Genomic DNA, 21,850 nt, shown 5'->3' with positions numbered 1-21,850 from the left:
ATCATGACTGAAGCCCTGACCCATAGTGCTGAAAATTCCGGAACCACTGCTGCCCAGGTGCAGCCGGGTGCCTCAGCAGAACCGGCAGCGGCTGGGGTTCCCGCGGCAGTTTCAGAACTGTCCGCTGCGGACGTGGAGCTGGCTGTCCACGCCATCACCGACCGCTCCCGCCACGCTGCCCGCCGGATGGCCACCGCCAACCGTGCATGGAAGGACCGCGCCCTCCGCGCCGTGGGCACGGCCCTCCGGGAGAACGTCCAGGCCATCCTCGCGGCCAACGCCACCGACGTGCAGCGCGGCAAGGCCAACGGCACTTCCGCCGCACTCCTGGACCGGCTCACCCTCACCGAAACCCGCGTGGCCGGCCTGGTGGCGGCCCTGGACAACCTGGCCAACCTCCCCGACCCGGTAGGAAACGTGGTCCGCGGCCAGACCCTCCCCAACGGGCTGCGCCTCCGCCAGGTCAACGTACCCATGGGTGTTGTGGCGGCCATCTACGAGGCACGGCCCAATGTCACCGTTGACATCGCCGGACTTGCCTTGAAGAGCGGCAATGCTGTCATCCTCCGCGGCGGCAGCGCAGCGGAGGCCACGAACCAGGTGCTGGTTCGGATCCTGCGTGACGCCCTGGAATCCGTGGGGCTCCCGGCCGATGCCGTCCAGACGGTGGACCAGTACGGCAGGGCGGGTGCCACGGTGCTGATGAAGGCCCGTGGCCGCGTCGACGTCCTGATTCCCCGCGGCGGGCGGGACCTGATCCAGGCAGTGGTTACCAACTCCGCCGTCCCGGTCATCGAAACGGGGGAGGGGAACGTCCATATCTTCATTGACGAATCCGCCGACGAGGAGATGGCCGTGGAGATCCTGCTTAACGCCAAGACCCAGCGGCCCAGCGTCTGCAACACGGTGGAGACGCTGCTGGTGCACTCCGGCTCAACGGTGCTGCCCGCCGTCGCAGCCGCCCTGCGCAAAGCCGGCGTCCGGCTCCATGTGGACCCGCGCGTTCAGGCGGCGCTGCCCGGCATCGATACCGAGCCCGCCACAGACGCGGACTGGGGAACGGAATACATGGACCTGGACCTTGCCGTGGCCATGGTGGACAGCCTGGACGAAGCCGTCCAGCACATCCGGACCTGGTCCACGGGGCACACCGAGGCGATCCTGACCAACCACCTTGCCAACGCCGAACGCTTCATCGCGGAGGTGGATTCCGCAGCGGTGATCGTCAATGCCTCCACGCGGTTTACCGACGGCGGCGAGCTTGGCCTGGGTGCCGAGGTGGGCATCTCCACCCAAAAGCTGCACGCCCGCGGGCCCATGGGCCTATCCGAGCTCACCACCACCAAATGGATCGTCCAGGGTGAAGGCCAGGTCCGCGGGTAGCAACGCGGTAACATAGACCAGAACCCGGAAAGCAGCGGAAAGTTCCGCTGCCCGTAAATCCTTGAACATAGGGGAGAAAATGCTGCTCCAGCAGATTGCCACGTCCGTCGCCGCCGCCGGTGAATCAGGCCATGAGGAGCTTGCGCCCCTGTGGGCTGAGCCGTGGGTCTTCGGCGTATCCATGTTCTGCATCCTGGCGGTCCTGTTGTTCATCACCCTGTCCTACAGCAACCTGGGCAACCGGCACACCGCCACCGAGGAGCACGCGGATCCGCACCGCCAGCACCCCAACAAGCACGATCGCGGGCAGGGCCACTAAGATTTCCCACAACCTGCTCCGCAACGGGGCCCGGGGGAGGCTGCGGCTGGGCGTGATGGGCGGGACATTCGATCCCATCCACCACGGCCACCTGGTGGCAGCGAGCGAAGTAGCGGCCGAGTTCGACCTTGACGAGGTGGTCTTCGTCCCCACCGGGCAGCCATGGCAGAAGTCCCATAAGCAGGTCAGCGAGCCAGAGCACCGCTACCTGATGACCGTTATCGCCACGGCATCGAATCCACGCTTCACCGTCAGCCGGGTGGATGTTGACCGTCCAGGTCCCACCTACACCATTGACACCCTGCGGGATCTGAGGGAACAGCGCCCTGACGCGGATCTGTTCTTCATCACCGGCGCGGACGCCCTGGCCCAGATCCTCTCCTGGAAAGACATCGACGAACTGTGGTCCCTTGCCCACTTCGTCGGTGTGACCCGTCCAGGGCACGTCCTGGACGGCATGGGCCGCGACGATGTCAGCCTGCTGGAGGTACCGGCCATGGCCATCTCGTCGACAGATTGCCGTGCCCGCGTCGCGGCGAACAACCCCGTGTGGTATCTGGTCCCGGACGGGGTGGTCCAGTACATCGCCAAGTACGGCCTGTATTCCGACCCGCCCGCAGGCGTGGACGACCCAACTTCCGAAGCACGCGAACCAGCCAGTACTGAATGAGTTCTCAATGAGTCAGGAACAGCCCCCAATCCGCAGCCGCCGGGAACTCCGGAAGGCCAGGGACGCCCAACAGGCTGCCCTGCCTGCCACGGAGCAGCGCCTGCCTGCCGCGGACCGGCCGGCTGCCAGTGCACCTTCACGGGACGGCCGGGATCCGGCACCGCACACTGATGCCGCCGTCGGAGCCACCTCCGCGGCGCCACCTCAAGGGGCCCCGGAGTCGCCGGCCACGCAGCGCTCCTCCCAGATCCGGGCCCGGGACCGGGCCACGCTGCGTACCATCAAGGAGCTTGAGGAAAAAGAGGGGCAGCTTGCCGCCGGCGGCCCGCCCACCCGGCGCCAGCTGCGTCTGCAGCAACTCAAAGAGCAGGCGCTGACTGCCGCCAATCCCGTCGTTGCACCCCCGGCCGCTGCGGAGCCCGCGGCAAAGCCGGCGGGGGAACGCCCTGAAGCTCCCGGTGAGAAGAACAGCGGTTCCAAGGGCTCGCCCGGAAACACCCCTGAGGGCATGACGGTGGAACAGGCACTGGAGGCCCGCGCGCTGATTGCCGCGCAGGCAAGGAACCAGATTGCCAAGATGGAGCACATTGCCTCCCTGGACCCGGAAGCCGTGGATCCGGACATCCTGGCCGAACAGATTGCCCTGGCCGAACGGGCGGCCGTGATGAACCGCCGAGCCCTCGCCCGGCAGAAGCTTGCCGAGCAGGCGGGCAGTACGGCCGGCGGTCCGGGCAAAAACCCAGCGCCAAAGGACCCGGCAGCAAAGGGCCGCACGCCAAAAGAGCCAGCGCCAAAAGACCCCACGCCCCAGGACTCTGCTCCCCGGGACTCTGCGCCCCAGAACAAGCCGGGGCCGTCCACCGCGAACAACCTGGCGATGGTGACGCCGCTGGAGTTCGTCCAGGTGCCCGGCGTCGACCGGCCGGTCATGAAGCCACCGGCTACCTCCCACGTTCCGGTCATCACCAGGCCGGGCACCAAGGTTCCGGTGCCAGGAAATCGGCGGCCGGCCGCCCGTCCCAAGCCGTCCGCCCCGGCCTCCGCCGCGGGCCGTTCCCAGGTCATCGCCCTGGCCGAGGCAGCCGCCAAGTCTGCGGGCCGTCCCAACCAGGCAGCCGGACCGGCGGAAACCTCCCACGCCACGCGGGACAGCAAGCCGCGGGACCGGTCGGAAGATCTTTTCGAGGATCTTCCGCGGGTTCCGGCCCGGTCCGCGTACGGACTGGATCCCCTGGACGCCGCCACCGCGGGCTTGACAAGGGCCCGCCGGAACCGCGTCCTCCAGTTCAGCATTCTCGTATTCGGGATCCTGGCCCTCATCGCCGGCGTCACCCTGATCATCAGCGGCATGTCCCGCTGACCCGCCTGCCGGCATCAATACTTAAACCAACCAAGGAGTCACGTGACTGCAACAGAATCGTCCATCGCCATTGCCCGAACAGCTGCCAAAGCTGCCGCGGACAAGATCGCCCAGGACATCGTCGCCATGGATGTGAGTGAACGGCTGGCCCTCGCTGACGTTTTCCTCATCGCATCTGCGCCCAGCGAGCGCCAGGTCAACGCCATCGTGGACGGCATCGAAGTAGAACTCGCCAAGCAGGACCTGCGGCCGGTCCGCCGTGAGGGCAGGTCGGGCGGCCGCTGGGTCCTACTCGATTACGCCGACGTCGTCATCCACGTCCAGCACGAGGAAGACCGCGTGTTCTACGCCCTGGAGCGTCTCTGGAAGGACTGCCCCGTGGTTGACCTCCAGCTCGGTGACGACTCATCCGCCAAAGCCGGTGCCGTTTCCGACAGCGAGTAGGCCCCGCCCTGCGGTGAATATTCCCGATTTGGAATTTTCGGAATTGCTGTTCTAAGATATTTGAGTTGCTTCGGGGGAGACCCTGAAGAAAGCTCGTAAGGGCAGCAACCATCCGGGGCTGTGGCGCAGCTGGTAGCGCACCTGCATGGCATGCAGGGGGTCAGGGGTTCGAGTCCCCTCAGCTCCACCGGTAAGTCCGTCGGAACCGTAAGGTTCCGGCGGACTTTTTTGTGCGCCCGTCCCGGCGCCTCCGGCGTAGATGAAGTACACCGCGGTCCGGACCCGCACCCGCGCCTTCCGGGGGAATGTGTCCGGGACAGGGTGCGTTCAGGGCGCTGCAGCGCCAGGGGGCGGCCGATTGGCGTCCGGCGGAAAAGTGCATTACTCTGGTCAGGTTGCTCCGGGGAATTCGACCGGATCAGCGAAAAGTACGGGGCTGTGGCGCAGCTGGTAGCGCACCTGCATGGCATGCAGGGGGTCAGGGGTTCGAGTCCCCTCAGCTCCACCGATACAGAGAAAAGGGAACCATCCCCGTATGGTTCCCTTTTTTTGTTGCCACCGGCAACTGTTATGGGCCAAACCCCTTCCGATGCCGGTCCCTGAGCGGTACAACTGTGAATGAGGGCACATCGTCCCGCCTCCGGACCGCTTTCGTCCGAGGCGGCGGCCGCGGGACATGCTGACGAGGAGGTCGCAGATGTCCCACGCAGATGGCTACAGCCCCAAAGACCCCACTTCTCCCGGAGAACCGCGGCGCTTGACGCGGGACACCCCCATCCGCGGACCGGCCAGGCCCGCCCCTTACCTCGGCGCCGGCATCCTGCTTGCTGCCGCCATCCTGATTCCCCTCCTGCCGCAGCTCTACTCCTTTGATGCGCCGAGGTTGGGCGGGATGCCGTTCTTCTACTGGTACCAGCTGCTGTGGGTTCCGATATCCGCGATCCTCACCAGCAGCGCGTACTGGCTGGTCACCAGGGAAGACCGGCGACGGCGGGCCGAGGCCCGTGCCGGTGGCCCGCCGCGGGCGGGCACCGGCTCAGCCGGATCGGGCTTCGGAGGGGACCGGCCATGAACGCCCGCGACATCAACTGGACTGCCCTGATCATTGTGGTGCTGCTCTTCGTCGTCGTGGCCGTGATGGGCTTCCTGGCCGCCAAATGGCGCCGCAGCGCCGAGGTGGAGGGGCTGCACAGCCTGGACGAGTGGGGACTCGGCGGCCGCGGCTTTGGTACCTGGATCACGTGGTTCCTCTTGGGCGGGGACCTTTACACCGCGTACACCTTCGTGGCGGTGCCCGCGGCAATGTGGGCCACCGGCGCTGTCAGCGGCTTCTTCGCCGTGCCGTACACGATCGTCCTGTATCCCATCATCTTCATCATCATGAGCAGGTTGTGGTCGGTCTCCCACCGCCATGGCTACGTCACCTCGGCCGATTTCGTAGGAGGCCGCTACGGGAGCCGCTGGCTCTCCCTGGCTGTCGCCGTGACGGGCATCGTCGCAACCATGCCTTACATCGCGCTGCAGTTGGTGGGCATCAAAGCGGTGCTCACCGTCCTTGGCCTGGGCAGTTCCGGCAACGTCCTGCTGACGGACCTCCCGCTGATCCTCGCCTTCGTGGTCCTGGCCGCCTATACCTACACCTCGGGCCTGCGCGCCCCGGCGATGATCGCCGTCGTCAAAGACCTGCTGATCTACCTCGCCGTGATCGTCGCCGTGATCTACCTGCCCATCAAGTTCGGGGGCTGGGACTCCATCTTCGGGGCGGCGCAAACCAAACTGGGGACCGTCAACCCGGCAACGGGCAAACCGGCAGGTGTCTTTGTGCCCGGGGAGGCCAACTACTCCGCCTACTGGTCGCTGGCCCTGGGCTCGGCCATGGCGCTCTTCATGTACCCGCATTCGGTCACGGCGGTGCTGGCCTCCAAGGCCCGCAACACCATCCGCCGCAATGCTGCCATCCTGCCGCTGTATTCGCTGATGCTTGGTTTCCTGGCTCTGTTGGGTTTCGTAGCCATCAAGGCGGGTACCAGGCCCATAGACCTGGACGGGTCGGTGAATCCGCAGCTGGTGGTGCCGCAGCTGTTCCTGGACCACTTCCCGGCCTGGTTTGCCGGAATCGCTTTGGCTGCGATCGCCATCGGGGCGCTGGTGCCGGCGGCCATCATGTCCATCGCGGCGGCGAACATGTTCACCCGTAACATCTACCGCGACTTCATCCGCCCGGACGTCGATCCAAAGACCGAGGCGAAGGTGTCCAAAATTGTCTCCCTGGTGGTGAAGGTGGGCGCCCTGGTCTTCGTGATCGCCATGGACCAGTCTGCGGCCATCAACATGCAGCTGCTGGGCGGCATCTGGATCCTGCAGACCTTCCCCGCCGTCGTGGCAGGCCTCTACACCCGGTGGTTCGACCGCTGGGCCCTCCTGGCGGGCTGGGCGGTGGGGATCACCTTCGGCACCGTATCCGCCTACAACGTGGTCAATCCCGTGACCAAGGCGCACTTCGGCGGTTCCGTGGCGCCCATCCCGGGCACGGACTTCAGCGTCTACATCGCGGTATCGGCGTTCGTGCTGAACCTGGTGGTGGCAGCGCTGCTGACCCTTATCCTGCGGGCCCTGAAAGTCCGCGCGGGAGTGGACCTTACCCGGCCCACGGACTACGCAGCAGACGAAACGGATCCGAAAGTGGTGCAGATCGACAAGACGCGGCACTTCACCCAGCCGGGCGGACCTTCCCCCGTCGCCTAGCCGGGCCGGATTGAGGCCCGCCCGCAGGGTCACCAGACCGCCCTCCTGCCGGGTGACGTCCCGGCAGGAGGGCGCTGGCGTCACAGCCAGGCACTACGGCGCAGCGGTGGTTCCTCCCCGCCCGGCCGGCGCACCAGGACCTGGTTGACCCCGGTGAGCCCATTTTCGAATCCGATGGCGCTGGCTGCCATGTAGAGCCGCCACACCCGTGCGCGCCCCGCACCGGCCAGGCGCACCGCTTCCTCCCAGTTCTCCTCCAGCCGGCTGACCCAGGCCCGGAGGGTCAGGGCGTAATGGGGCCGCAGGGCCTCCACGTCCAGGACTTCAAACCGGGCGGTTTCCAGGGCGGAGACCATCTCGCCCAGGCTGATCATCTCGCCGTCCGGGAAGACGTACCGGGGGATAAACGAGTCCGGATCCGGAGCGGTGGGGCCCGCGTTCCAGGAGATGGCATGGTTCAGCAGCCGGCCGCCGGGGCGCAGCAGCCCGAAAAGCGCTGCAGCGTACGCGGGGGTCTGGGCCCGGCCCACGTGCTCGGACATGCCGATGGAGCTGATGGCGTCGAACGGCCCGTCCGTCACGTCGCGGTAATCCTGTACCCGGATTTCGACCCTGTCCGTGAGGCCGGCATCCGCTGCACGTTTCCGCGCCAGCGTGGCCTGCTCTGTTGACAGCGTCACGCCCACTATCGTGGCGCCGTACCTGGCTGCAGCGTGGAGCGCGAAGCTGCCCCACCCGCATCCCACGTCGAGGACCCGCATTCCCGGCTGGAGCCCCAGCTTGCGGCAGACAAGGTCCAGCTTGGCCTCCTGCGCAGCATCCAGGCCGTCGACTGGGCCACCATCCGGCCCGGCATCCTCAGGCCACACGGCGCAGGAGTAGACCATGGAGGGCCCCAGCACCAGGGCGTAAAAGTCGTTGCCGACGTCGTAATGATGGGAGATCGCGGCCGAATCCCGGCGGCGGGAGTGCATCCTGCCCTTCTTGGCCACCCGCGCTTCCTCGGGAGGTGGAGCGGGGTTGGGCCCAATGGCGCCGAGGCGGGCCGCGGTGCGCAGCAGCAGCAAGAGCTCGCCGGCGGAGAGAGGACGGAACGGGCCTGGCTCTGCAAACTTTCCCGCCGAGCTCAGGGCCGTGAAGGCGGCGAAAATGTCACCGGGAGCGTCGATGTCGCCCGCCACGTATGCCCGGCTCAGGCCCAGCTGTCCCGGCGACCAGAGGATGCGCCGCAGTGCTTTGCGGGACTTGAACTCCAGCACGGGCGCGGCGGCCGGTCCCGCTTCAGAGCCATCCCACGCCCGGAGCCGCAGAGGTGAGTGCGCGGTTCCCAAAACAACCCCCAAGGCCTTTTCCAGCCGCGCGGCGTGCCCCGTAGTTCCTGGTTCGGGTGATGCTGCTTCTGTGTTCATGCGCCCACCCTAAGGCCGGGCCGGCCTCCACGACTATCATTGGGGAGTGATTGCTGACCTAACCGATGTGGTGGTCATCGGGGGTGGCCAGGCGGGCCTGTCGGCCGCGTACCACCTCCAGCGCCGGGGCGTTGACTATGCCGTGCTCGACGCCGAGGAAGGTCCCGGGGGTGCGTGGCGGCACCGGTGGAAGAGCCTTCGCATGGGTACGGTCAACGGGATCAGCGACCTGCCCGGCATCGCAAAACCCGACGTAGATCCGGCGGAGCCCAGTTCCGGGTTCCTGACGCGCTATTTCGGCAACTACGAGGCTGAGTTGGGCCTCACCGTCCACCGGCCCGTCAAGGTCTGGGCCGTCCGGCGCGAAGACAGCAGTCCGGTGGGGCGGCTGCGGATCGAGACGTCCCGCGGTGAGTGGAGCGCCAAGGCGCTCATCAACGCCACGGGCACGTGGACCCGCCCGTTCTGGCCCGTCTATCCCGGGCAGTCAACGTTCCGCGGCAGGCAGCTTCACGTTGCCGGCTACGTCTCCGCCGAGGAGTTCAAAGGCCGGCATGTCGCTGTCGTGGGCGGAGGTATCTCCGCCGTGGGGCTCCTGGCGGAAATTTCACTGATCACCTCCACCAGCTGGTTCACCCGCCGGGAGCCGGTGTGGCGCGACGAAGCATTTGATGCCAGGGCGGGCCACGACGTCGTAGCGCTCGTGGAGGAGCGCGTCCGCAAGGGGCTCCCGCCGCAAAGCGTCGTATCGGTGACGGGCCTGATCTGGACGCCTGCCCTTCGTGCGGCGAAGGAACGCGGGGCTCTGGACCGGCAGCCCATGTTTACCGCCATTGAACCCGAGGGGGTCCGCCGTGCCGACGGCACCCTGCAGAGGGCCGATGTCATCCTGTGGGCGACGGGCTTCAGGGCGGAACTGGAGCATTTGGCGCCGCTCCACCTCCGTGGGCCTGGGGGCGGGATCGCCATGGACGGGACGCAGGTGGCACCCGAGCCGCGTGTCCACCTGGTTGGTTACGGGCCGTCGTCGTCCACCATCGGAGCCAACCGGGCAGGGCGGGCTGCGGTGGCTGCGATCCTGAAGCTGCCGGGCTTTGCGGCGGCGGCGGAAACGGTAACGTTGGGTTGATGCCCCGGGCTCCGGGGCCGGCAAGGGCAACAGAAGGCGGCAGGACACCGGTGGCAGAAAACACCCTGGCGGAAATCTTCGACATGCTGCGCCGGCGGCCCGACGTTGAAGCTCCCAACCTGCAGGCCTGGGACGCCACCGACCGGCTCCTGCTGGAATCGGCGGTCCAGCTGGGGCGGGCGGGCAGCACCGTGGCCGTTATCGGAGACCGCTTCGGCGCCCTGACGCTCGGTGCCGCCGATCTGCTTGCCCCGGCCTCGCTGCGCGTACACCAGGACCTGGTTACCGGGGAGCGGGCGCTGCAGCTCAATGCTGCCGAACTTTCAGCACGGCGGGACGCTGCCGGACTCCCTCCGGGCAGCGGCGGATCCGACTTCCTCCAGCTGCCCTTGGGTCCCGAGCTGCTGGCCGGAGCGGACACCATCCTGCTGCAGCTGCCCAAGACGCTGGCTGAGCTGGAGGAGATCGCGGCCGCCGTGGCCAGGTACGCGGCGCCGGACGTCCGCCTGCTGGCAGGTGGCCGGGTGAAGCACATGTCACTGGGCATGAACGCAGTCCTCGAACGGTACTTCTCTTCCGTCCAGCCCCAGCTCGCGCGGCAGAAATCCCGGGTGCTTTATGCCTCCGGTCCCAAAACCCCTGCGTCTTCCCCACGGTTTCCTGTCATGGAGCACCTTGACGAGCTGGATCTGGACGTGGCCGCGCACGGCGCTGTTTTTGCCGGGCCCAGGCTGGACATCGGCACGCGCTTCCTCCTGACGTTCCTGCCGGCCATGAAGCCGGCCCGGCACGCCGTTGACCTCGGCTGCGGCACGGGGATCCTTGCCGCGATGTATGCCAGGCAGTTCCCCTCCGCCGCGGTGACGGCAACGGACCAGTCTGCCGCCGCCGTGCAGTCCGCGCTGGCCACCGCACGCGCCAACGGACTGGCGGACCGGATCACCGTGCTGCAGGACGACGCCCTCAGCACGTTCCCTGCCGGTTCAGTGGACGCCGTCCTGCTGAACCCGCCCTTCCACGTAGGGGCGGGCGTGCACGCCGGCGCCGGACTGAAGATGATCGAGGCGGCGGGACGCGTCCTGGCACCCGGCGGTGAGTTGTGGACCGTCTATAACCGGCACCTGTCCTACCTGCCCGCCCTGGAACGGCACGTAGGACCCACAGTGGTTGAAGGCCGCAACCCGAAGTTCACGGTCACCCGCAGCACGCGCGGCCTTCGCTGACCCGAACCCCGGCCCCACCGGCCAAAACATCCGCCGCGCCACCGCGCGCGCATATGGGCGCGGGCGCACCCGTAACGTACGATTCAAAGCATCACCACCGCCAGGTAGCCGAAGACGTTTAGGGGACACAGTGTCTGAGACCCGCCAATCCTCTCCGAGGCGCGGAACCAATCTGCCCAGGATGGGGGATTTCAACCTCACCGTCATCCTCGACGCAATCCGCAGGACATCCGGCGGGCTCAGCCGGGTTGAACTCGCCCAGATCGTCGGCTTGTCGCCGCAGACTATTTCCAACATCTCCCGCCGGCTGCTGGACCAGCACCTGATCGTCGAGGCAGGCAAGGAAGGCAGCGGCCCCGGCAAGCCGCGCACCATTCTGCGCCTCAATCCCGGCGGCATGTACGCCCTGGGGGTGCACCTGGATCCTGCGGTGACAACGTTCGTGGTGCTGGACCTCGTGGGCGCGGTGGTACGGCATTCACGGATCAAGACCCCCGGCGGAAACGATCCGGCCGCCGTTATCGCCACCATCGCCGCGGAACTGGCCCAGCTCGTGGAGGATTCCGGTGTGGACCAGGGCCGGATTGCCGGACTGGGGGTGGCTGCTCCCGGCCCCATCGACCTGGACAACGGAACCGTGGTGGATCCGCCGCTCCTCCCCGGCTGGGACCGGGTGGAACTGCGGGACGCGCTGGCCAAGGCCACCGGCTACTCCGTCCTGGTGGACAAGGACGTGACCAGCGCCGCCGTGGCTGAGACATGGGCGGGTGGCCCCAGCGGTGCCGGCAGTTTCGTGTTCATGTACATGGGAACCGGCATTGGCTGCGGAATCGTCCTCAACGACGAAGTAGTCCGGGGGACATCCGGCAATGCCGGCGAGATCGGCCACATCATCGTGGACCCGGGCGGACCCCTTTGCGACTGCGGACAGCGCGGCTGCGTGAAATCTTCCGCCATTCCGCAGGTCCTGGTGGCGGAAGCGGAGGCCGCTGGCATCCTGGAGGGACCCCCGGCAGGAAACGCTGCCGAAATCCAGCAGAGCTTCGCCGAGCTCTGCGCCCGTGCCTATGCAGGGGATGAAGGTGCTGCGGCCATCCTGGACAGGTCCGCCGCCCTGGTGGCGCGGGCCGTCTCGGTGGTGACCAACACGCTGGACGTCGAGCGCGTGGTCTTCGGCGGCCCCTTCTGGACCTGCCTGTCGCAGCGCTACCTCGAACTGGTTCCGCCGCTGCTGGATGCCAACAGCGCCGCCCGCCTGATCCACCCCATTGAGGTTGTGGGTACCGGGGTGGGGGAGGACGTCGGAGCGATCGGTGCGGCCTCGCTGGTCCTGGAACATACCCTCGCGCCCCGCGCCCAGCGGCTCCTGCTGGAAAGCTGACCGGGACATGTTTCGCCGGGCATCCAGGACATTCTCCGTGGTGGCCGCCGCCGCCATGGTCCTCGCCGCCTGCACGCCTGCCGATCCGGCGGGTGGAGACCGGACCATCAAGGTGGCATACCAGAAGACCGACTCCTTCACCGCCCTGGACACCATGTTCCAGGACGCAAAGAAGGAATTCGAAGCCGCAAATGAGGGCGTTAAGGTCGACCTCCAGCCCATCCAGGCCAATGATGACGACTACGGCACCAAGCTGGCCCTTGCCCTGCGCTCGCCGTCCACGGCCCCGGACGTCTTCTACGAAGACACGTTCAAAGTGCGCTCCGACGTGGACGCCGGCTACCTCCTGAACCTGGACAGCCGCCTGTCCGGGTGGGGGGACTGGGACAAGTTCGACGCCGGCGCCAAGGAAGCCGGGAAAGCGGACGACGGCGGGACGTACGCGGTGCCGCTGGGCACCGATACCCGGGCCATTTGGTACAACAAGAAGGTTCTTGGGGCGGCAGGCATCGGCCTTCCGTGGCGGCCGTCCAGCTGGCAGGACATTCTGGACACCGCACGGAAGATCAAGGCCTCCCAGCCGGACGTGGTCCCCTTCAACATGTACGCCGGCAAGGGCACCGGCGAAGGCAGCGTGATGCAGGGTTTCTACGAGCTGCTGTACGGCACGGGGGCGGGCCTCTACGACCCCGATTCGAAAAAGTGGGTTGTTGGCTCGGCCGGTTTCAAGGATTCGTTGACGTTCCTCCACACGCTCTATGCGGAGAACCTGGCGGTGCCTCCGGCTGAGGCGCTGGACCCGAACATCTGGAAAAAGGTATTTGGCGAATGGTTCCCCAAGGCAAAACTCGGCGCCACCGTTGAAGGTTCCTATGCGCCGTCGTTCTGGCAAAAGGGTGGAAACTATGCCTGGCCGGAGTACGGGCAGGACATGGCCGTGGCGCCCTTCCCCACCCAGGACGGGACAGCTCCCGGGGCAGTCAGCATGTCCGGCGGGTGGACTCTTGCCGTGGGTGCGGAAACCAAGCAACCGGACCTCGCCTTCAACTTCCTGACCACCGCCCTGAACGCCAGGAATTCCCTGGCGTTCACGGTAAACAGTTCCCAGATCGCCGTGCGCAAAGACGTTGCCGCCGACCCCGGGTACCAGTCGGGCAACCCGTTCGTCAAGGACGTGTCTGACCTGGTGGCCGTCACCAGATACCGGCCCGCGACGTCCGACTATCCCCGGATCTCCGCTGCCGTCCAGGAAGCCACCGAGGCCGTTATCACCGGCAGCAGGACCCCGGAGGAGGCGGCAGCCGATTACGACGCGGCCGTGGCCGGCATCGTGGGTGGCGACAAGACCATCCGGAAGTAGCGGTGCCCGCCAGCCACCGCACACGGCACGCGCTCCGCTATCTGCCGGTGCTCCCCGCCGTCGTGCTCCTGCTCGTGTTCCTCGCCGGGCCCGTCCTGTGGGCTTTCCACGCGTCCCTGACCAACGCCGGACTGACCGGACGGCATGCCAGGAACCCGGACTGGGTCGGTTTGGAGAACTACCAGCGGCTTTTCCAGGACCCGGTCTTTCCGCTGTCCCTTGCACTGACCCTCCTGTTTGTTGCCGGTTCGGCGATCCTGGGCCAGAACGTGCTGGGACTGGCCCTCGCCGTCCTGATGCGCCGCGCCCGGCCGGTGGTTTCCGCAACCGTCGGGACCGCCGTCGTCGCCGCCTGGGTCCTGCCGGAAATCGTGGCGGCATTCGCGGCCTATGCCTTCTTCAGCCGGGACGGGACCCTCAACCAGTTGCTCGGCAGCGTGGGGGTGGCAGGAACTGACTGGCTCTACGCGGTACCGATGGCGGCGGTGGTCCTGGCGAACGTGTGGCGGGGGACGGCCTTTTCCATGCTGGTGTACCGGTCGGCACTCGGCGGGGTCCCGGGCGAACTGACCGAGGCAGCGCAGATGGACGGGGCCGGCGCCTGGCAGCGGCTGGCGTTGATCACCCTGCCCGTGATCAGGGGCAGTATTGCCACCAACCTGATGCTTGTCACGCTGCAGACCCTGGCCGTGTTCACCCTGATCTGGGTCATGACCGGCGGCGGCCCCGCCACCGGCAGCACCACGCTGCCGGTCCTGGCCTACCAGGAAGCGTTCAAATTCGGGGACATCGGCTACGGCACCGCCGTCGCCTCGGTCCTGATCCTCATAGGTGCTGTGTTCGGAGCCGTCTATCTGCGCCTCCTCAGGGAGCAGCGGCCATGACCACCCCCCACAAACGGGTCCGCAGCACCTGGGCGGACGTAGTCCTGCTGCTGGTTGGCGCCTGCTTCCTGTTGCCCCTGCTGTGGCTGTTCCTGGCTTCGGTGGATCCGGCGGCAGGCCACGCCGTCAAGGTCCCTGGGCGGCCCGGCCTGGATAATTTCGCTGCCGTCCTTACCCCGGAACTGCTGTTCCGGCCGCTGTGGAACAGCCTGTTGCTGTCCGTGGGAACGGGGGTGGTGACGCTGACGGCCGCCGTGCTTGCCGCGTACCCGTTGTCCCGGTACCGGTCCCGCTTCAATACGCCGTTCATGTACGGCATTCTGTTTGGCACTTGCCTGCCGATCACGGCCATCATGGTGCCGGTCTACGGCCTGTTCGTGCAGCTGCGACTGCTGGATTCCTTGCCTGCCACGGTGCTGTTCCTCGCTGCCACCAGCCTGCCCATGGCGATCTGGATGACCAAGAATTTCATGGACTCCGTGCCGCTGGCCCTGGAGGAAGCCGCCTGGGTGGACGGTGCCTCCCGGTTGGCCGGCCTCCGTTCAATCGTGCTTCCCCTCATGGGACCGGGCCTGGGCGTGGTGTTCATCTTCGTGTTCATCCAGGCCTGGGGAAACTTCTTCGTCCCGTTTGTGCTCCTGCTGTCCGAGGGCAGCCAGCCGGCGGCGGTATCGATCTTCAGCTTCTTCGGACAGCACGGGGCAGTGGCGTACGGCCAGCTGGCCGCGTTCTCCATCCTCTATTCAGTCCCTGTCCTGGCCCTCTACGCCGTGGTGTCCCGCGGGTCCGGCAACGCGCTGGCCCTGTCGGGAGCTGTCCGCGGTTAGTCGATGTCCTCAAGCACTACGCCGAACGGCAGGGTCTCGTCCAGGTGTGCCTGGTGGCCGTGGTGGGTGTCCACCACGCGAACGCCGTGGAGTTTATCGGCGGCAGACTGCATCAGAACAGGCCTGACCGTGTCGATGAACAGCTGGCTTTTGTCGGCGAGGAACTCCTTGTACGTGGCTGGAAGCTCAATCATGGCAAAAGGATAGACCTGTACCCGCCGCAAGGGGAGGGGTCCCCATTGCCGGGCTCCAGGGGTGCGGCTTGGATAGGATGGCGGGCGGGACACTACCGGTCCGGTCCGTGCGCCCAACACCGTTACCAGGGGGAATCCAGTGCTTTCGACCAGCGTGCCCGCCAGAATCCAGCCCGCGGAGCTGGCCAGGGCGCAGCAGGTGGCCGCCAACATCTCACGCAGTTTCGACGCCAGGGTGGTGGGGCAGTCGCGGCTGCGGGAATCGCTGCTGCTGGGCCTGCTGACCGGCGGCCACATCCTGCTGGAGAGCGTCCCGGGCCTGGCGAAGACCACGGCCGCCCAAACCCTGGCTGATGCCGTCAGCGGCGACTTCCGCCGGATCCAGTGCACCCCGGACCTGCTGCCCAGCGACATTGTGGGCACCCAGATCTACGACGCCGCCAAGGGCAGCTTCCACACCCAGCTCGGCCCGGTTCACGCCAACATTGTGCTCCTGGATGAGATCAACCGCTCCAGCGCCAAGACCCAGAGCGCCATGTTGGAGGCGATGCAGGAGCGCCAGACGTCCATTGGAGGCCAGGACTACCGGCTGCCCTCACCGTTCCTGGTTTTGGCCACCCAGAACCCCATTGAGCAGGAAGGCACCTACCAGCTGCCCGAAGCACAGATGGACCGGTTCATGCTCAAGGACGTGCTGGACTACCCCAGCCCCGCCGAGGAAGCCGAGATCATCCGCAGGATCGACGCCGGCGTGTATGCCCCGGACCAGAAACCTGCCGCAGCGGCGTCCCTGGACGCCGTCACCGAAATCCAGGAGATCGCCGCCCGCATCTACATCGACCCGGCAGTCATCAACTACATCGTCGGGCTGGTGTATGTGACCCGGAACGCGGCCCAGTACATCGATGCCAGGATTGCCGGCTTCATCGAGTTTGGCGCCAGTCCCCGTGCGAGCATCGCCTTCAGCCGGGCAGCCCGCGCGGTGGCGCTGCTGAACGGCAGGGACCATGTGATCCCCGAAGACGTCAGGTCGCTGGCCCACAGGGTGCTGCGGCACCGGCTCATCCTGAACTTCGATGCGGTGGCTGAGCAGGTTTCGGTGGAATCGGTGATCGACGCCATCGTTGCCGCCGTGCAGACGCCCTGACCCGGCATGGCCAGCCTCCTCCAGCGGGTGAAATCGAAGATGGCGATCTTCGCGCACCGCAAAGCCCGCGGCATGCTTGACGGCGAATATGGTTCAGTGTTCAAGGGCCGGAGCCTGGACTTTGACGACCTGCGCGCCTACGTGCCCGGCGACGAGGTCCGCGACATTGACTGGAAAGCATCGGCGCGCCACGGCTCACCCCTGATCCGCCGCTACGTGGCCGTCCGCCGCCAGACAGTCATCCTGATTGCCGACACGGGACGCAACATGGCGGCGGAGGCGCGGTCCGGGGAAATGAAAAAGGACATCGCCGTACTGTCCCTCGGCGTCATGGGCTACCTGGCCCACCGGCACGGCGATGTGGTGGGGCTGGTGTGCGGTGACTCGTCGGGCTCCCGTTCGTTCCCGGCAAAGAGCGGCGAGGCCCACCTGGAGCGGCTGCTGCGGCACGTGGACTCCCACACAGGCCTGGACGCGGCTGCCAGCAGCATCCAGGACCAGCTCGATTTCGTGGCCCGCAACATCAAGGGCCGCAACCTGCTGTTCGTCGTGGCCGATGAACTGGCCGCGGACGATGCCACTGGCAGGCTCCTGCGCAGGCTGCGTGCCCAGCACGAGATCCTCTGGCTGACCGTCAGGGACGCCGAACTGGTGGAACCGGCCCGGGACGCCCAGGATGCGGACGCCGGACGTGAGTCCTTCAGCGTGGCCGATTCCGCCCTTTTGGTCCGGCAATCCGCCTTGTCCGGCGCAGTGGCGGACGCGTACGCCACGGCGGCGGCGGAACGCGACCGGGGCCGCCATGCCATGTTGCGCGCGGCCGGGATCACGGAGGGTGACGTGGCCTCCAGCGCCGATGTGGTCACCGGCCTGTTCGCCCTCCTGGAGAGGCACCGGCGTGCAGGCTGACCCTGGACTCTACGGCCCCCTGCAGTACAACCCCGCCTGGATGTGGTGCGGCGCAGCCGTCCTGGCCCTGGTGGCCGGCTGGTACGTCTTTGTCATCGCCGGCACCCGGCCGGCCCCCCGGTCCACGCGGACGGCCGCCCGGACTGCCCTGACAGAGTTGCCGGCCCTCAAGGCGGCGTACCTGCAGCGGATCCGTGATGTGGAGCGGGAAGCGGCGGCGGGAACGGTCGATGCCCGTGCAGCGCACCAGGAAATCAGCCTCCTGGTACGCGGATTCGTCCGGGACGCGACGGGCGTCGATGCCACCAGGATGACGCATCAGGATTTGGCCCGGCATCCGCTGCCTGCGGCTGCCCAGGTTATCGAGTCCCTGTACCCTGCCGAATTCGGGCCCGGCCCGCTGCCTGCCGTGACGGTCTCGGCAGCGCGGGCTTCCGAGGCGGTGCGCGCGTGGAACTGATGTTCTGGTGGCTGCTGCCGTGTGCGGCACTGGCCGCGGTGGCGGCGGCATGGGTGGCCTTGCGCCGGAACCGGTCCAGGGAACGACGGAGGCCCGTGGCGCACGCCGAAAGGCTCACCGGCCTGCCGGAGTACCAGGCAGCCCTCCGGCGTCACCGCCGCCTGCTGGCAGCGGCAGGAACGGCGTGCGCACTGTTGCTGGTCTCCACGGCCGTGGCGGCGGCCCGGCCTGCCGACGTGACGACGATCCGCCCGGAGCAGCACAACCGGGACATCATGCTCTGCCTGGACGCCTCCGGCTCCATGAGCAGTGCCGACGCGGCAGTGGTGGAGGTCTTCGCCGGCCTGGCAAAGAAGTTCGACGGCGAACGGATCGGCCTGACCATTTTCGACAGCAGCGCCATCCAGGCCTTCCCGCTGACGGACGACTACGCCTACGCCCAGGAGCAGCTCCAGGCTGCCAAGGACGCCTTTGACGGCAAGCCCGGGAGCTCCGGCTTCCTGGACGGAACATGGAGCGGGCGGGGGTCCTCACTGATCGGGGACGGACTGGCATCCTGCCTCAACAGCTTCCCCGGCGGACCCTCCGCCGCTGGCGGAACCGCGGCAGGTGCGGGCAGTGCGCCCACGCGCTCGCGGTCGGTTGTGCTGGCCACGGACAACTTCCTTTCCGGCAAGCCGATCATGACCCTGGAGCAGGCCGCGCAGCTGGCCAGGGAGCGGTCTGTGCGGGTCTACGCCTTGAATCCGGGCGACCTGGACTATGGCAGCGGTGCCGGCCAGCCCGGTGCGCAGTTGCGTGCGGCGGTGGAGTCCACGGGCGGTTCCTACTACGCCCTGGACAGCCCCGATGCAATACCCGGGATCGTCGACGCCGTGGAAAAGACGGAAACATCCTCGATCCAGGGGGCGCCGAGGGCGGTGTTCTCGGAGGTGCCTGGCGTACCTTTGGGCATCGCCTTGTTCGCCGGGCTGGTCCTGTGCGCCATCCTGTGGCGCATGCGGCAAGCTCCGTTGCGGAGCAGGGCCTGGCTGCGGCGTTGCGCCTTGGTGCTGTTGCTCCTGGCAGCAGCCCTGCGGCTGAACCTGCCAGGCGGTTCCGTGCCGGCTGCCGCCACTGACCTGAACGTCTTCTTCGTGGTGGACACCAGCACCAGCATGGTGGCCGAGGACTATGGGAACGCAGCCCCGCGGCTGGAGGGCGTCCGCAAGGACATCAAGGCGATTGCCGGGCAGCTGCCCGGCGCCCGCTTTTCCGTCATCACCTTTGACACCACAGCGCACGTCCGGATGCCGCTCAGCACCGACACCCTGGCGCTGGAAACCATCGCGGACGTCCTTGAACCGCAGGTGACCGCCTATGCCAGGGGCAGCAGCATTACTGCCGCCGGGAAGGTGCTTTCCGAACGTTTGGACGCTGCCCGCGGGAGCCGTCCCGGCCGGCCCAGGCTGGTGTTCTACCTGGGGGACGGTGAACAAACCAGCGGCACGGAGCCGGCCGCCCTGAAGGTCGACGGCGGGATGGTCTCCGGGGGAGCGGTGCTGGGGTACGGGACGCCCGGCGGCGGCCGGATGAAGGAGAACACGGGGATGGAGGATGACGCCGGGACTGCCGGCACCCGGCGCGGCTACGTCCAGGACAACCGGCCAGGCAGCACCGGCGATGCGCTCTCCATGATCGACGAAGGGCGGCTTCGCAGCATCGCCGGGCAACTGGGGGTGCCCTACGTCCACCGCGCCGCCGGCGATCCGGTGGCCGACATGATGCGGCAGGCACGCCCGGGAAGTGCGGAACGTGCTGATGAAGACGGGGTGGTGGCAGCCGGGACCGAGCTCTACTGGATCTTCGCCGCCGGCGCCTTCCTGCTGGCACTGCCGGAGGGAACTGCCATCCTGCGGCAGCTTCGTGGGTTCCCGGGTGTCAGTCGAGGACAGGTGGGCCCGTGACTGAACAATCGACTCCACGCGTGCGCCGGCGCCGCCTGCTGCTGTGGTCAGCCCTGCCCGTGCTCCTGCTGCTGTGCGTCGCCACCAAACTGCTCAGCCTGGGCATCCTGGCGGACCGGGCCGCCACCGGGTTCGCCGCCGGCGACGCGGATGCCGTTCACGCCGCTGCGGACGGCCTTGGGCTGGCGAACGTGGTGGAACGGCACAAGGCGCCCTTCGCCGCCGGTGACGCAGCTGCCTTGGCGGGGGATGACGGAGCCGCCAGGGCATTGTTCGAAGAGAGCCTGGGATTGGTTCCCGCCGGTTCCACGGACGAATGCCCGGTCCGGGTGAATCTGGTCCTCGTCATTGAGCGCCTGGGGGACCAGCGCGTCCAGGCTGGGGACCCGGCGTCGGCCGTTCCACTGTTCAAAGAGGCGCTCGACGCCGGTGCCCGTGCCCCCGAAGGCTGCCTGGCAGCCGGATCGGAAACCGGCGGCCGGCTGGCGGCTGCCAGGGAACGGCTGGAGGGCAAGCTCAGCGCCGCGAACCAGTCCCCGCACCCGGAACCCGCGCCGGGGGAGCAACCGTCGCCGGAACCGTCCGCGGACCCCCGCCAGGACCAGTTGAAGCAGTTGCAGGACAGCGCACGGCAGGCCGAACGCGAGCGGAACAGCGGACGCGAGCGGGAAGAATACCTGGACGGCAGCAGCGGGACCGCACCGGAGCGCCCCTGGTAGCCCGGCGTGCCGGCGAAGAAAATTCCGGTGGCGACGGAAATGGGCTGTAAAACTGCGTCTTAATTCGGTGCCGACTTGTGAGGGACACCGAAGCACCCCTAGAGTCGTAGACAAGTTACCGCGGTAACGTGTCAGCGATCCTCCGCTCCGGAGGGTGTGGGTGCCCCCATGTGGGCCTGACATTTGCTCACGGACTACTTCATTCCAGGCGTAACAGTCGCGGCTGCGTCCTCGTGGAGTCCCTCCGTGTTCCCCAAACTCAAATTCATTGCCGGCTTCCCGACCCCTCGGGCAGGACGCCCCAATGGCCCAAAGCCAAGGACGCAAATGTCACCACCAAGCCTTATTGACGCACATCCCCATCTGTCCGAGAACGCCCCGGTGGCGCTCTCCTACGAACTTTTTCCGCCGCGTTCGCCAGCTGCTGCGGAAACCCTCTGGACCACCATCCGGGAGCTGGAAACCACGGCCCCGGACTACGTCTCCGTGACGTACGGTGCCAGCGGGTCCAACCGGGACACCGCCCTGGATCTCATCAACCGGCTCCTGGTCGAAACCACCCTGCGGCCGCTGGCCCACCTGACCTGTGTGGGAAACACGCCCCAGGAACTCGCCGGAATCATCGGCGACCTGCTGGACATCGGCGTGCGGGGCATCCTTGCCCTGCGCGGCGACCTCCCCCGGGACGGCGGCAGGCCGGCAGACGGATCGCTCCGCTACGCCCAGGACCTGATCGACCTCATCCGCCGGGTGGAGCAGCGCCGTTCGGCCCTGCTGTGCGCCGGTAAGATCGCGGTCGGTGTGGCGGCGTACCCCACGCGCCATCCGGAATCACCCAGCGAGGAACACGACGTCGAAGTCCTGCTTGCCAAGCAGCGGTCCGGCGCGGACTTTGCCATCACCCAGGTGTTCTTCGAAGCCGCGCAGTACGCGGACCTGCTCACCCGTGCCCGCCGTGCCGGCGTGACCATCCCCATCATCCCCGGGGTCATGCCGTTCACCAGCCTCCGCCGGCTCAACCGGCTGGGGGAACTGGCCGGAGTTGAACCGGACGTGAAGCTGATGGAACGCCTCGCGGCCGCTGACAGCGACATCGATCGGCTGCACGTCGGCGTCGACGCCACGGTTGACCTGGCCAATGCCGCCCTGGACGCCGGAGCCCCCGGAATCCACCTGTACACGTTCAACGAGCACCAGAGTGCCCTGGAAGTACTGGACAAACTGGCCCTGCCGCGCCACAACCGCAGCAGCCCTGCCCGCAGTGCAGTTGCCCGGCCCCAGCTGGCCAGCTGACCGCCGCCCCGGCACCGTTCCACGCCTTACCGCGATAACCCACGCCCT

At 67.4% G+C, this 21,850-nt stretch carries 21 protein-coding genes and 2 tRNA genes; 21 read left to right on the top strand and 2 right to left on the bottom strand.

Features of this window, described 5'->3' with window-relative positions:
- Positions 1-3: 3 nt before the first annotated feature.
- The 9 genes from HNO81_RS07565 (at position 4) to mctP (ending at position 6,921) form a co-directional block, all read left to right on the top strand.
- Positions 4-1,383 (top strand): glutamate-5-semialdehyde dehydrogenase, encoded by a 1,380-nt coding sequence (locus HNO81_RS07565; protein ID WP_175317509.1) that lies wholly within the window; start codon positions 4-6, stop codon positions 1,381-1,383.
- Positions 1,384-1,462: 79 nt separating this feature from the next.
- The gene (locus HNO81_RS07560) at positions 1,463-1,702 is read left to right on the top strand and encodes a hypothetical protein (protein ID WP_175317508.1); all 240 of its coding nucleotides are present in this window, start codon (positions 1,463-1,465) and stop codon (positions 1,700-1,702) included.
- Between the two features lie 55 nt (positions 1,703-1,757).
- Entirely contained in the window at positions 1,758-2,372 is a 615-nt protein-coding gene (nadD, locus tag HNO81_RS07555) for a nicotinate-nucleotide adenylyltransferase (protein ID WP_254703359.1), read from the top strand.
- A 7-nt stretch (positions 2,373-2,379) separates the two neighbouring features.
- Positions 2,380-3,732, top strand: coding sequence for a hypothetical protein (locus tag HNO81_RS07550; protein ID WP_175317507.1), 1,353 nt, complete (start codon positions 2,380-2,382; stop codon positions 3,730-3,732).
- 42 nt (positions 3,733-3,774) lie between these two features.
- Positions 3,775-4,176 (top strand): ribosome silencing factor, encoded by a 402-nt coding sequence (gene rsfS / locus HNO81_RS07545; RefSeq protein ID WP_175317506.1) that lies wholly within the window; start codon positions 3,775-3,777, stop codon positions 4,174-4,176.
- A 114-nt stretch (positions 4,177-4,290) separates the two neighbouring features.
- Positions 4,291-4,363: transfer RNA gene (locus tag HNO81_RS07540), tRNA-Ala, on the top strand.
- A 245-nt stretch (positions 4,364-4,608) separates the two neighbouring features.
- Positions 4,609-4,681 (top strand) — tRNA-Ala (locus HNO81_RS07535).
- Positions 4,682-4,873: 192 nt separating this feature from the next.
- Positions 4,874-5,248, top strand: coding sequence for a DUF3311 domain-containing protein (locus HNO81_RS07530; protein ID WP_175317505.1), 375 nt, complete (start codon positions 4,874-4,876; stop codon positions 5,246-5,248).
- Complete coding sequence (gene mctP, locus HNO81_RS07525) at positions 5,245-6,921, top strand: monocarboxylate uptake permease MctP (protein ID WP_175317504.1); 1,677 nt, start codon at positions 5,245-5,247, stop codon at positions 6,919-6,921. The genes HNO81_RS07530 and mctP overlap by 4 nt, the downstream gene beginning before the upstream one ends.
- Positions 6,922-7,001: 80 nt before the next feature.
- Here the strand turns inward: mctP and HNO81_RS07520 are convergent, their stop codons facing one another.
- Positions 7,002-8,330 (bottom strand): class I SAM-dependent methyltransferase, encoded by a 1,329-nt coding sequence (locus tag HNO81_RS07520; protein WP_175317503.1) that lies wholly within the window; start codon positions 8,328-8,330, stop codon positions 7,002-7,004.
- 46 nt (positions 8,331-8,376) lie between these two features.
- Between HNO81_RS07520 and HNO81_RS07515 the strand changes: the two genes are divergently transcribed.
- The 6 genes from HNO81_RS07515 to HNO81_RS07490 all read left to right on the top strand — a co-directional run bounded on the left by HNO81_RS07515 (position 8,377) and on the right by HNO81_RS07490 (position 15,134).
- On the top strand, positions 8,377-9,459 hold the full coding sequence (locus HNO81_RS07515; protein WP_175317502.1) for an NAD(P)/FAD-dependent oxidoreductase: 1,083 nt from the start codon (positions 8,377-8,379) through the stop codon (positions 9,457-9,459).
- A 50-nt stretch (positions 9,460-9,509) separates the two neighbouring features.
- The gene (locus HNO81_RS07510; RefSeq protein WP_175317501.1) at positions 9,510-10,682 is read left to right on the top strand and encodes a class I SAM-dependent methyltransferase; all 1,173 of its coding nucleotides are present in this window, start codon (positions 9,510-9,512) and stop codon (positions 10,680-10,682) included.
- Positions 10,683-10,863: 181 nt separating this feature from the next.
- Positions 10,864-12,063, top strand: coding sequence for an ROK family transcriptional regulator (locus tag HNO81_RS07505; RefSeq protein WP_175317500.1), 1,200 nt, complete (start codon positions 10,864-10,866; stop codon positions 12,061-12,063).
- A gap of 7 nt (positions 12,064-12,070) precedes the next feature.
- Positions 12,071-13,423: an extracellular solute-binding protein gene (locus tag HNO81_RS07500; protein WP_175317499.1), complete on the top strand. Its 1,353-nt coding sequence runs from the start codon at positions 12,071-12,073 to the stop codon at positions 13,421-13,423.
- Between the two features lie 2 nt (positions 13,424-13,425).
- Positions 13,426-14,307 (top strand): carbohydrate ABC transporter permease, encoded by an 882-nt coding sequence (locus HNO81_RS07495; RefSeq protein WP_175317498.1) that lies wholly within the window; start codon positions 13,426-13,428, stop codon positions 14,305-14,307.
- The gene (locus HNO81_RS07490) at positions 14,304-15,134 is read left to right on the top strand and encodes a carbohydrate ABC transporter permease (protein ID WP_175317497.1); all 831 of its coding nucleotides are present in this window, start codon (positions 14,304-14,306) and stop codon (positions 15,132-15,134) included. Before HNO81_RS07495 ends, HNO81_RS07490 begins: the two co-directional genes overlap by 4 nt.
- On the opposite strand, the gene HNO81_RS07485 is transcribed toward HNO81_RS07490, so the two are convergent.
- On the bottom strand, positions 15,131-15,328 hold the full coding sequence (locus HNO81_RS07485) for a hypothetical protein (RefSeq protein ID WP_254703358.1): 198 nt from the start codon (positions 15,326-15,328) through the stop codon (positions 15,131-15,133). The genes HNO81_RS07490 and HNO81_RS07485 overlap by 4 nt on opposite strands.
- A 139-nt stretch (positions 15,329-15,467) precedes the next feature.
- On the opposite strand from HNO81_RS07485, the gene HNO81_RS07480 reads away from it, so the two are divergent.
- From HNO81_RS07480 to HNO81_RS07455, 6 genes are all read left to right on the top strand, one after another.
- On the top strand, positions 15,468-16,475 hold the full coding sequence (locus HNO81_RS07480; protein ID WP_175317495.1) for an AAA family ATPase: 1,008 nt from the start codon (positions 15,468-15,470) through the stop codon (positions 16,473-16,475).
- A gap of 6 nt (positions 16,476-16,481) precedes the next feature.
- Positions 16,482-17,384: a DUF58 domain-containing protein gene (locus HNO81_RS07475; protein ID WP_175317494.1), complete on the top strand. Its 903-nt coding sequence runs from the start codon at positions 16,482-16,484 to the stop codon at positions 17,382-17,384.
- Positions 17,374-17,844, top strand: a complete 471-nt coding sequence (locus HNO81_RS07470; protein ID WP_175317493.1) for a hypothetical protein — start codon at positions 17,374-17,376, stop codon at positions 17,842-17,844. Before HNO81_RS07475 ends, HNO81_RS07470 begins: the two co-directional genes overlap by 11 nt.
- On the top strand, positions 17,844-19,790 hold the full coding sequence (locus HNO81_RS07465) for a VWA domain-containing protein (protein ID WP_175317572.1): 1,947 nt from the start codon (positions 17,844-17,846) through the stop codon (positions 19,788-19,790). The genes HNO81_RS07470 and HNO81_RS07465 overlap by 1 nt, the downstream gene beginning before the upstream one ends.
- Complete coding sequence (locus HNO81_RS07460) at positions 19,787-20,509, top strand: hypothetical protein (RefSeq protein ID WP_371818191.1); 723 nt, start codon at positions 19,787-19,789, stop codon at positions 20,507-20,509. Before HNO81_RS07465 ends, HNO81_RS07460 begins: the two co-directional genes overlap by 4 nt.
- A gap of 327 nt (positions 20,510-20,836) precedes the next feature.
- The gene (locus HNO81_RS07455) at positions 20,837-21,802 is read left to right on the top strand and encodes a methylenetetrahydrofolate reductase (protein WP_175317492.1); all 966 of its coding nucleotides are present in this window, start codon (positions 20,837-20,839) and stop codon (positions 21,800-21,802) included.
- Positions 21,803-21,850 lie beyond the last annotated feature (48 nt).

The organism is Pseudarthrobacter sp. C4D7 (assembly GCF_013359725.1).
Taxonomy (GTDB): domain Bacteria; phylum Actinomycetota; class Actinomycetes; order Actinomycetales; family Micrococcaceae; genus Arthrobacter.
Note: the sequence above shows the minus strand (reverse complement) of the source record. Positions and strands in the feature narration are given on the sequence as shown.

Coding starts and splice junctions, on each gene's coding strand:
- HNO81_RS07565 (WP_175317509.1), top strand. CDS start 4: ATGACTGAAGCCCTGACCCATAGTGCTGAAAATTCCGGAACCACTGCT.
- HNO81_RS07560 (WP_175317508.1), top strand. CDS start 1,463: ATGCTGCTCCAGCAGATTGCCACGTCCGTCGCCGCCGCCGGTGAATCA.
- nadD (WP_254703359.1), top strand. CDS start 1,758: ATGGGCGGGACATTCGATCCCATCCACCACGGCCACCTGGTGGCAGCG.
- HNO81_RS07550 (WP_175317507.1), top strand. CDS start 2,380: ATGAGTCAGGAACAGCCCCCAATCCGCAGCCGCCGGGAACTCCGGAAG.
- HNO81_RS07530 (WP_175317505.1), top strand. CDS start 4,874: ATGTCCCACGCAGATGGCTACAGCCCCAAAGACCCCACTTCTCCCGGA.
- mctP (WP_175317504.1), top strand. CDS start 5,245: ATGAACGCCCGCGACATCAACTGGACTGCCCTGATCATTGTGGTGCTG.
- HNO81_RS07520 (WP_175317503.1), bottom strand. CDS start 8,330: ATGAACACAGAAGCAGCATCACCCGAACCAGGAACTACGGGGCACGCC.
- HNO81_RS07505 (WP_175317500.1), top strand. CDS start 10,864: ATGGGGGATTTCAACCTCACCGTCATCCTCGACGCAATCCGCAGGACA.
- HNO81_RS07500 (WP_175317499.1), top strand. CDS start 12,071: ATGTTTCGCCGGGCATCCAGGACATTCTCCGTGGTGGCCGCCGCCGCC.
- HNO81_RS07490 (WP_175317497.1), top strand. CDS start 14,304: ATGACCACCCCCCACAAACGGGTCCGCAGCACCTGGGCGGACGTAGTC.
- HNO81_RS07485 (WP_254703358.1), bottom strand. CDS start 15,328: ATGATTGAGCTTCCAGCCACGTACAAGGAGTTCCTCGCCGACAAAAGC.
- HNO81_RS07475 (WP_175317494.1), top strand. CDS start 16,482: ATGGCCAGCCTCCTCCAGCGGGTGAAATCGAAGATGGCGATCTTCGCG.
- HNO81_RS07465 (WP_175317572.1), top strand. CDS start 17,844: ATGTTCTGGTGGCTGCTGCCGTGTGCGGCACTGGCCGCGGTGGCGGCG.
- HNO81_RS07455 (WP_175317492.1), top strand. CDS start 20,837: ATGTCACCACCAAGCCTTATTGACGCACATCCCCATCTGTCCGAGAAC.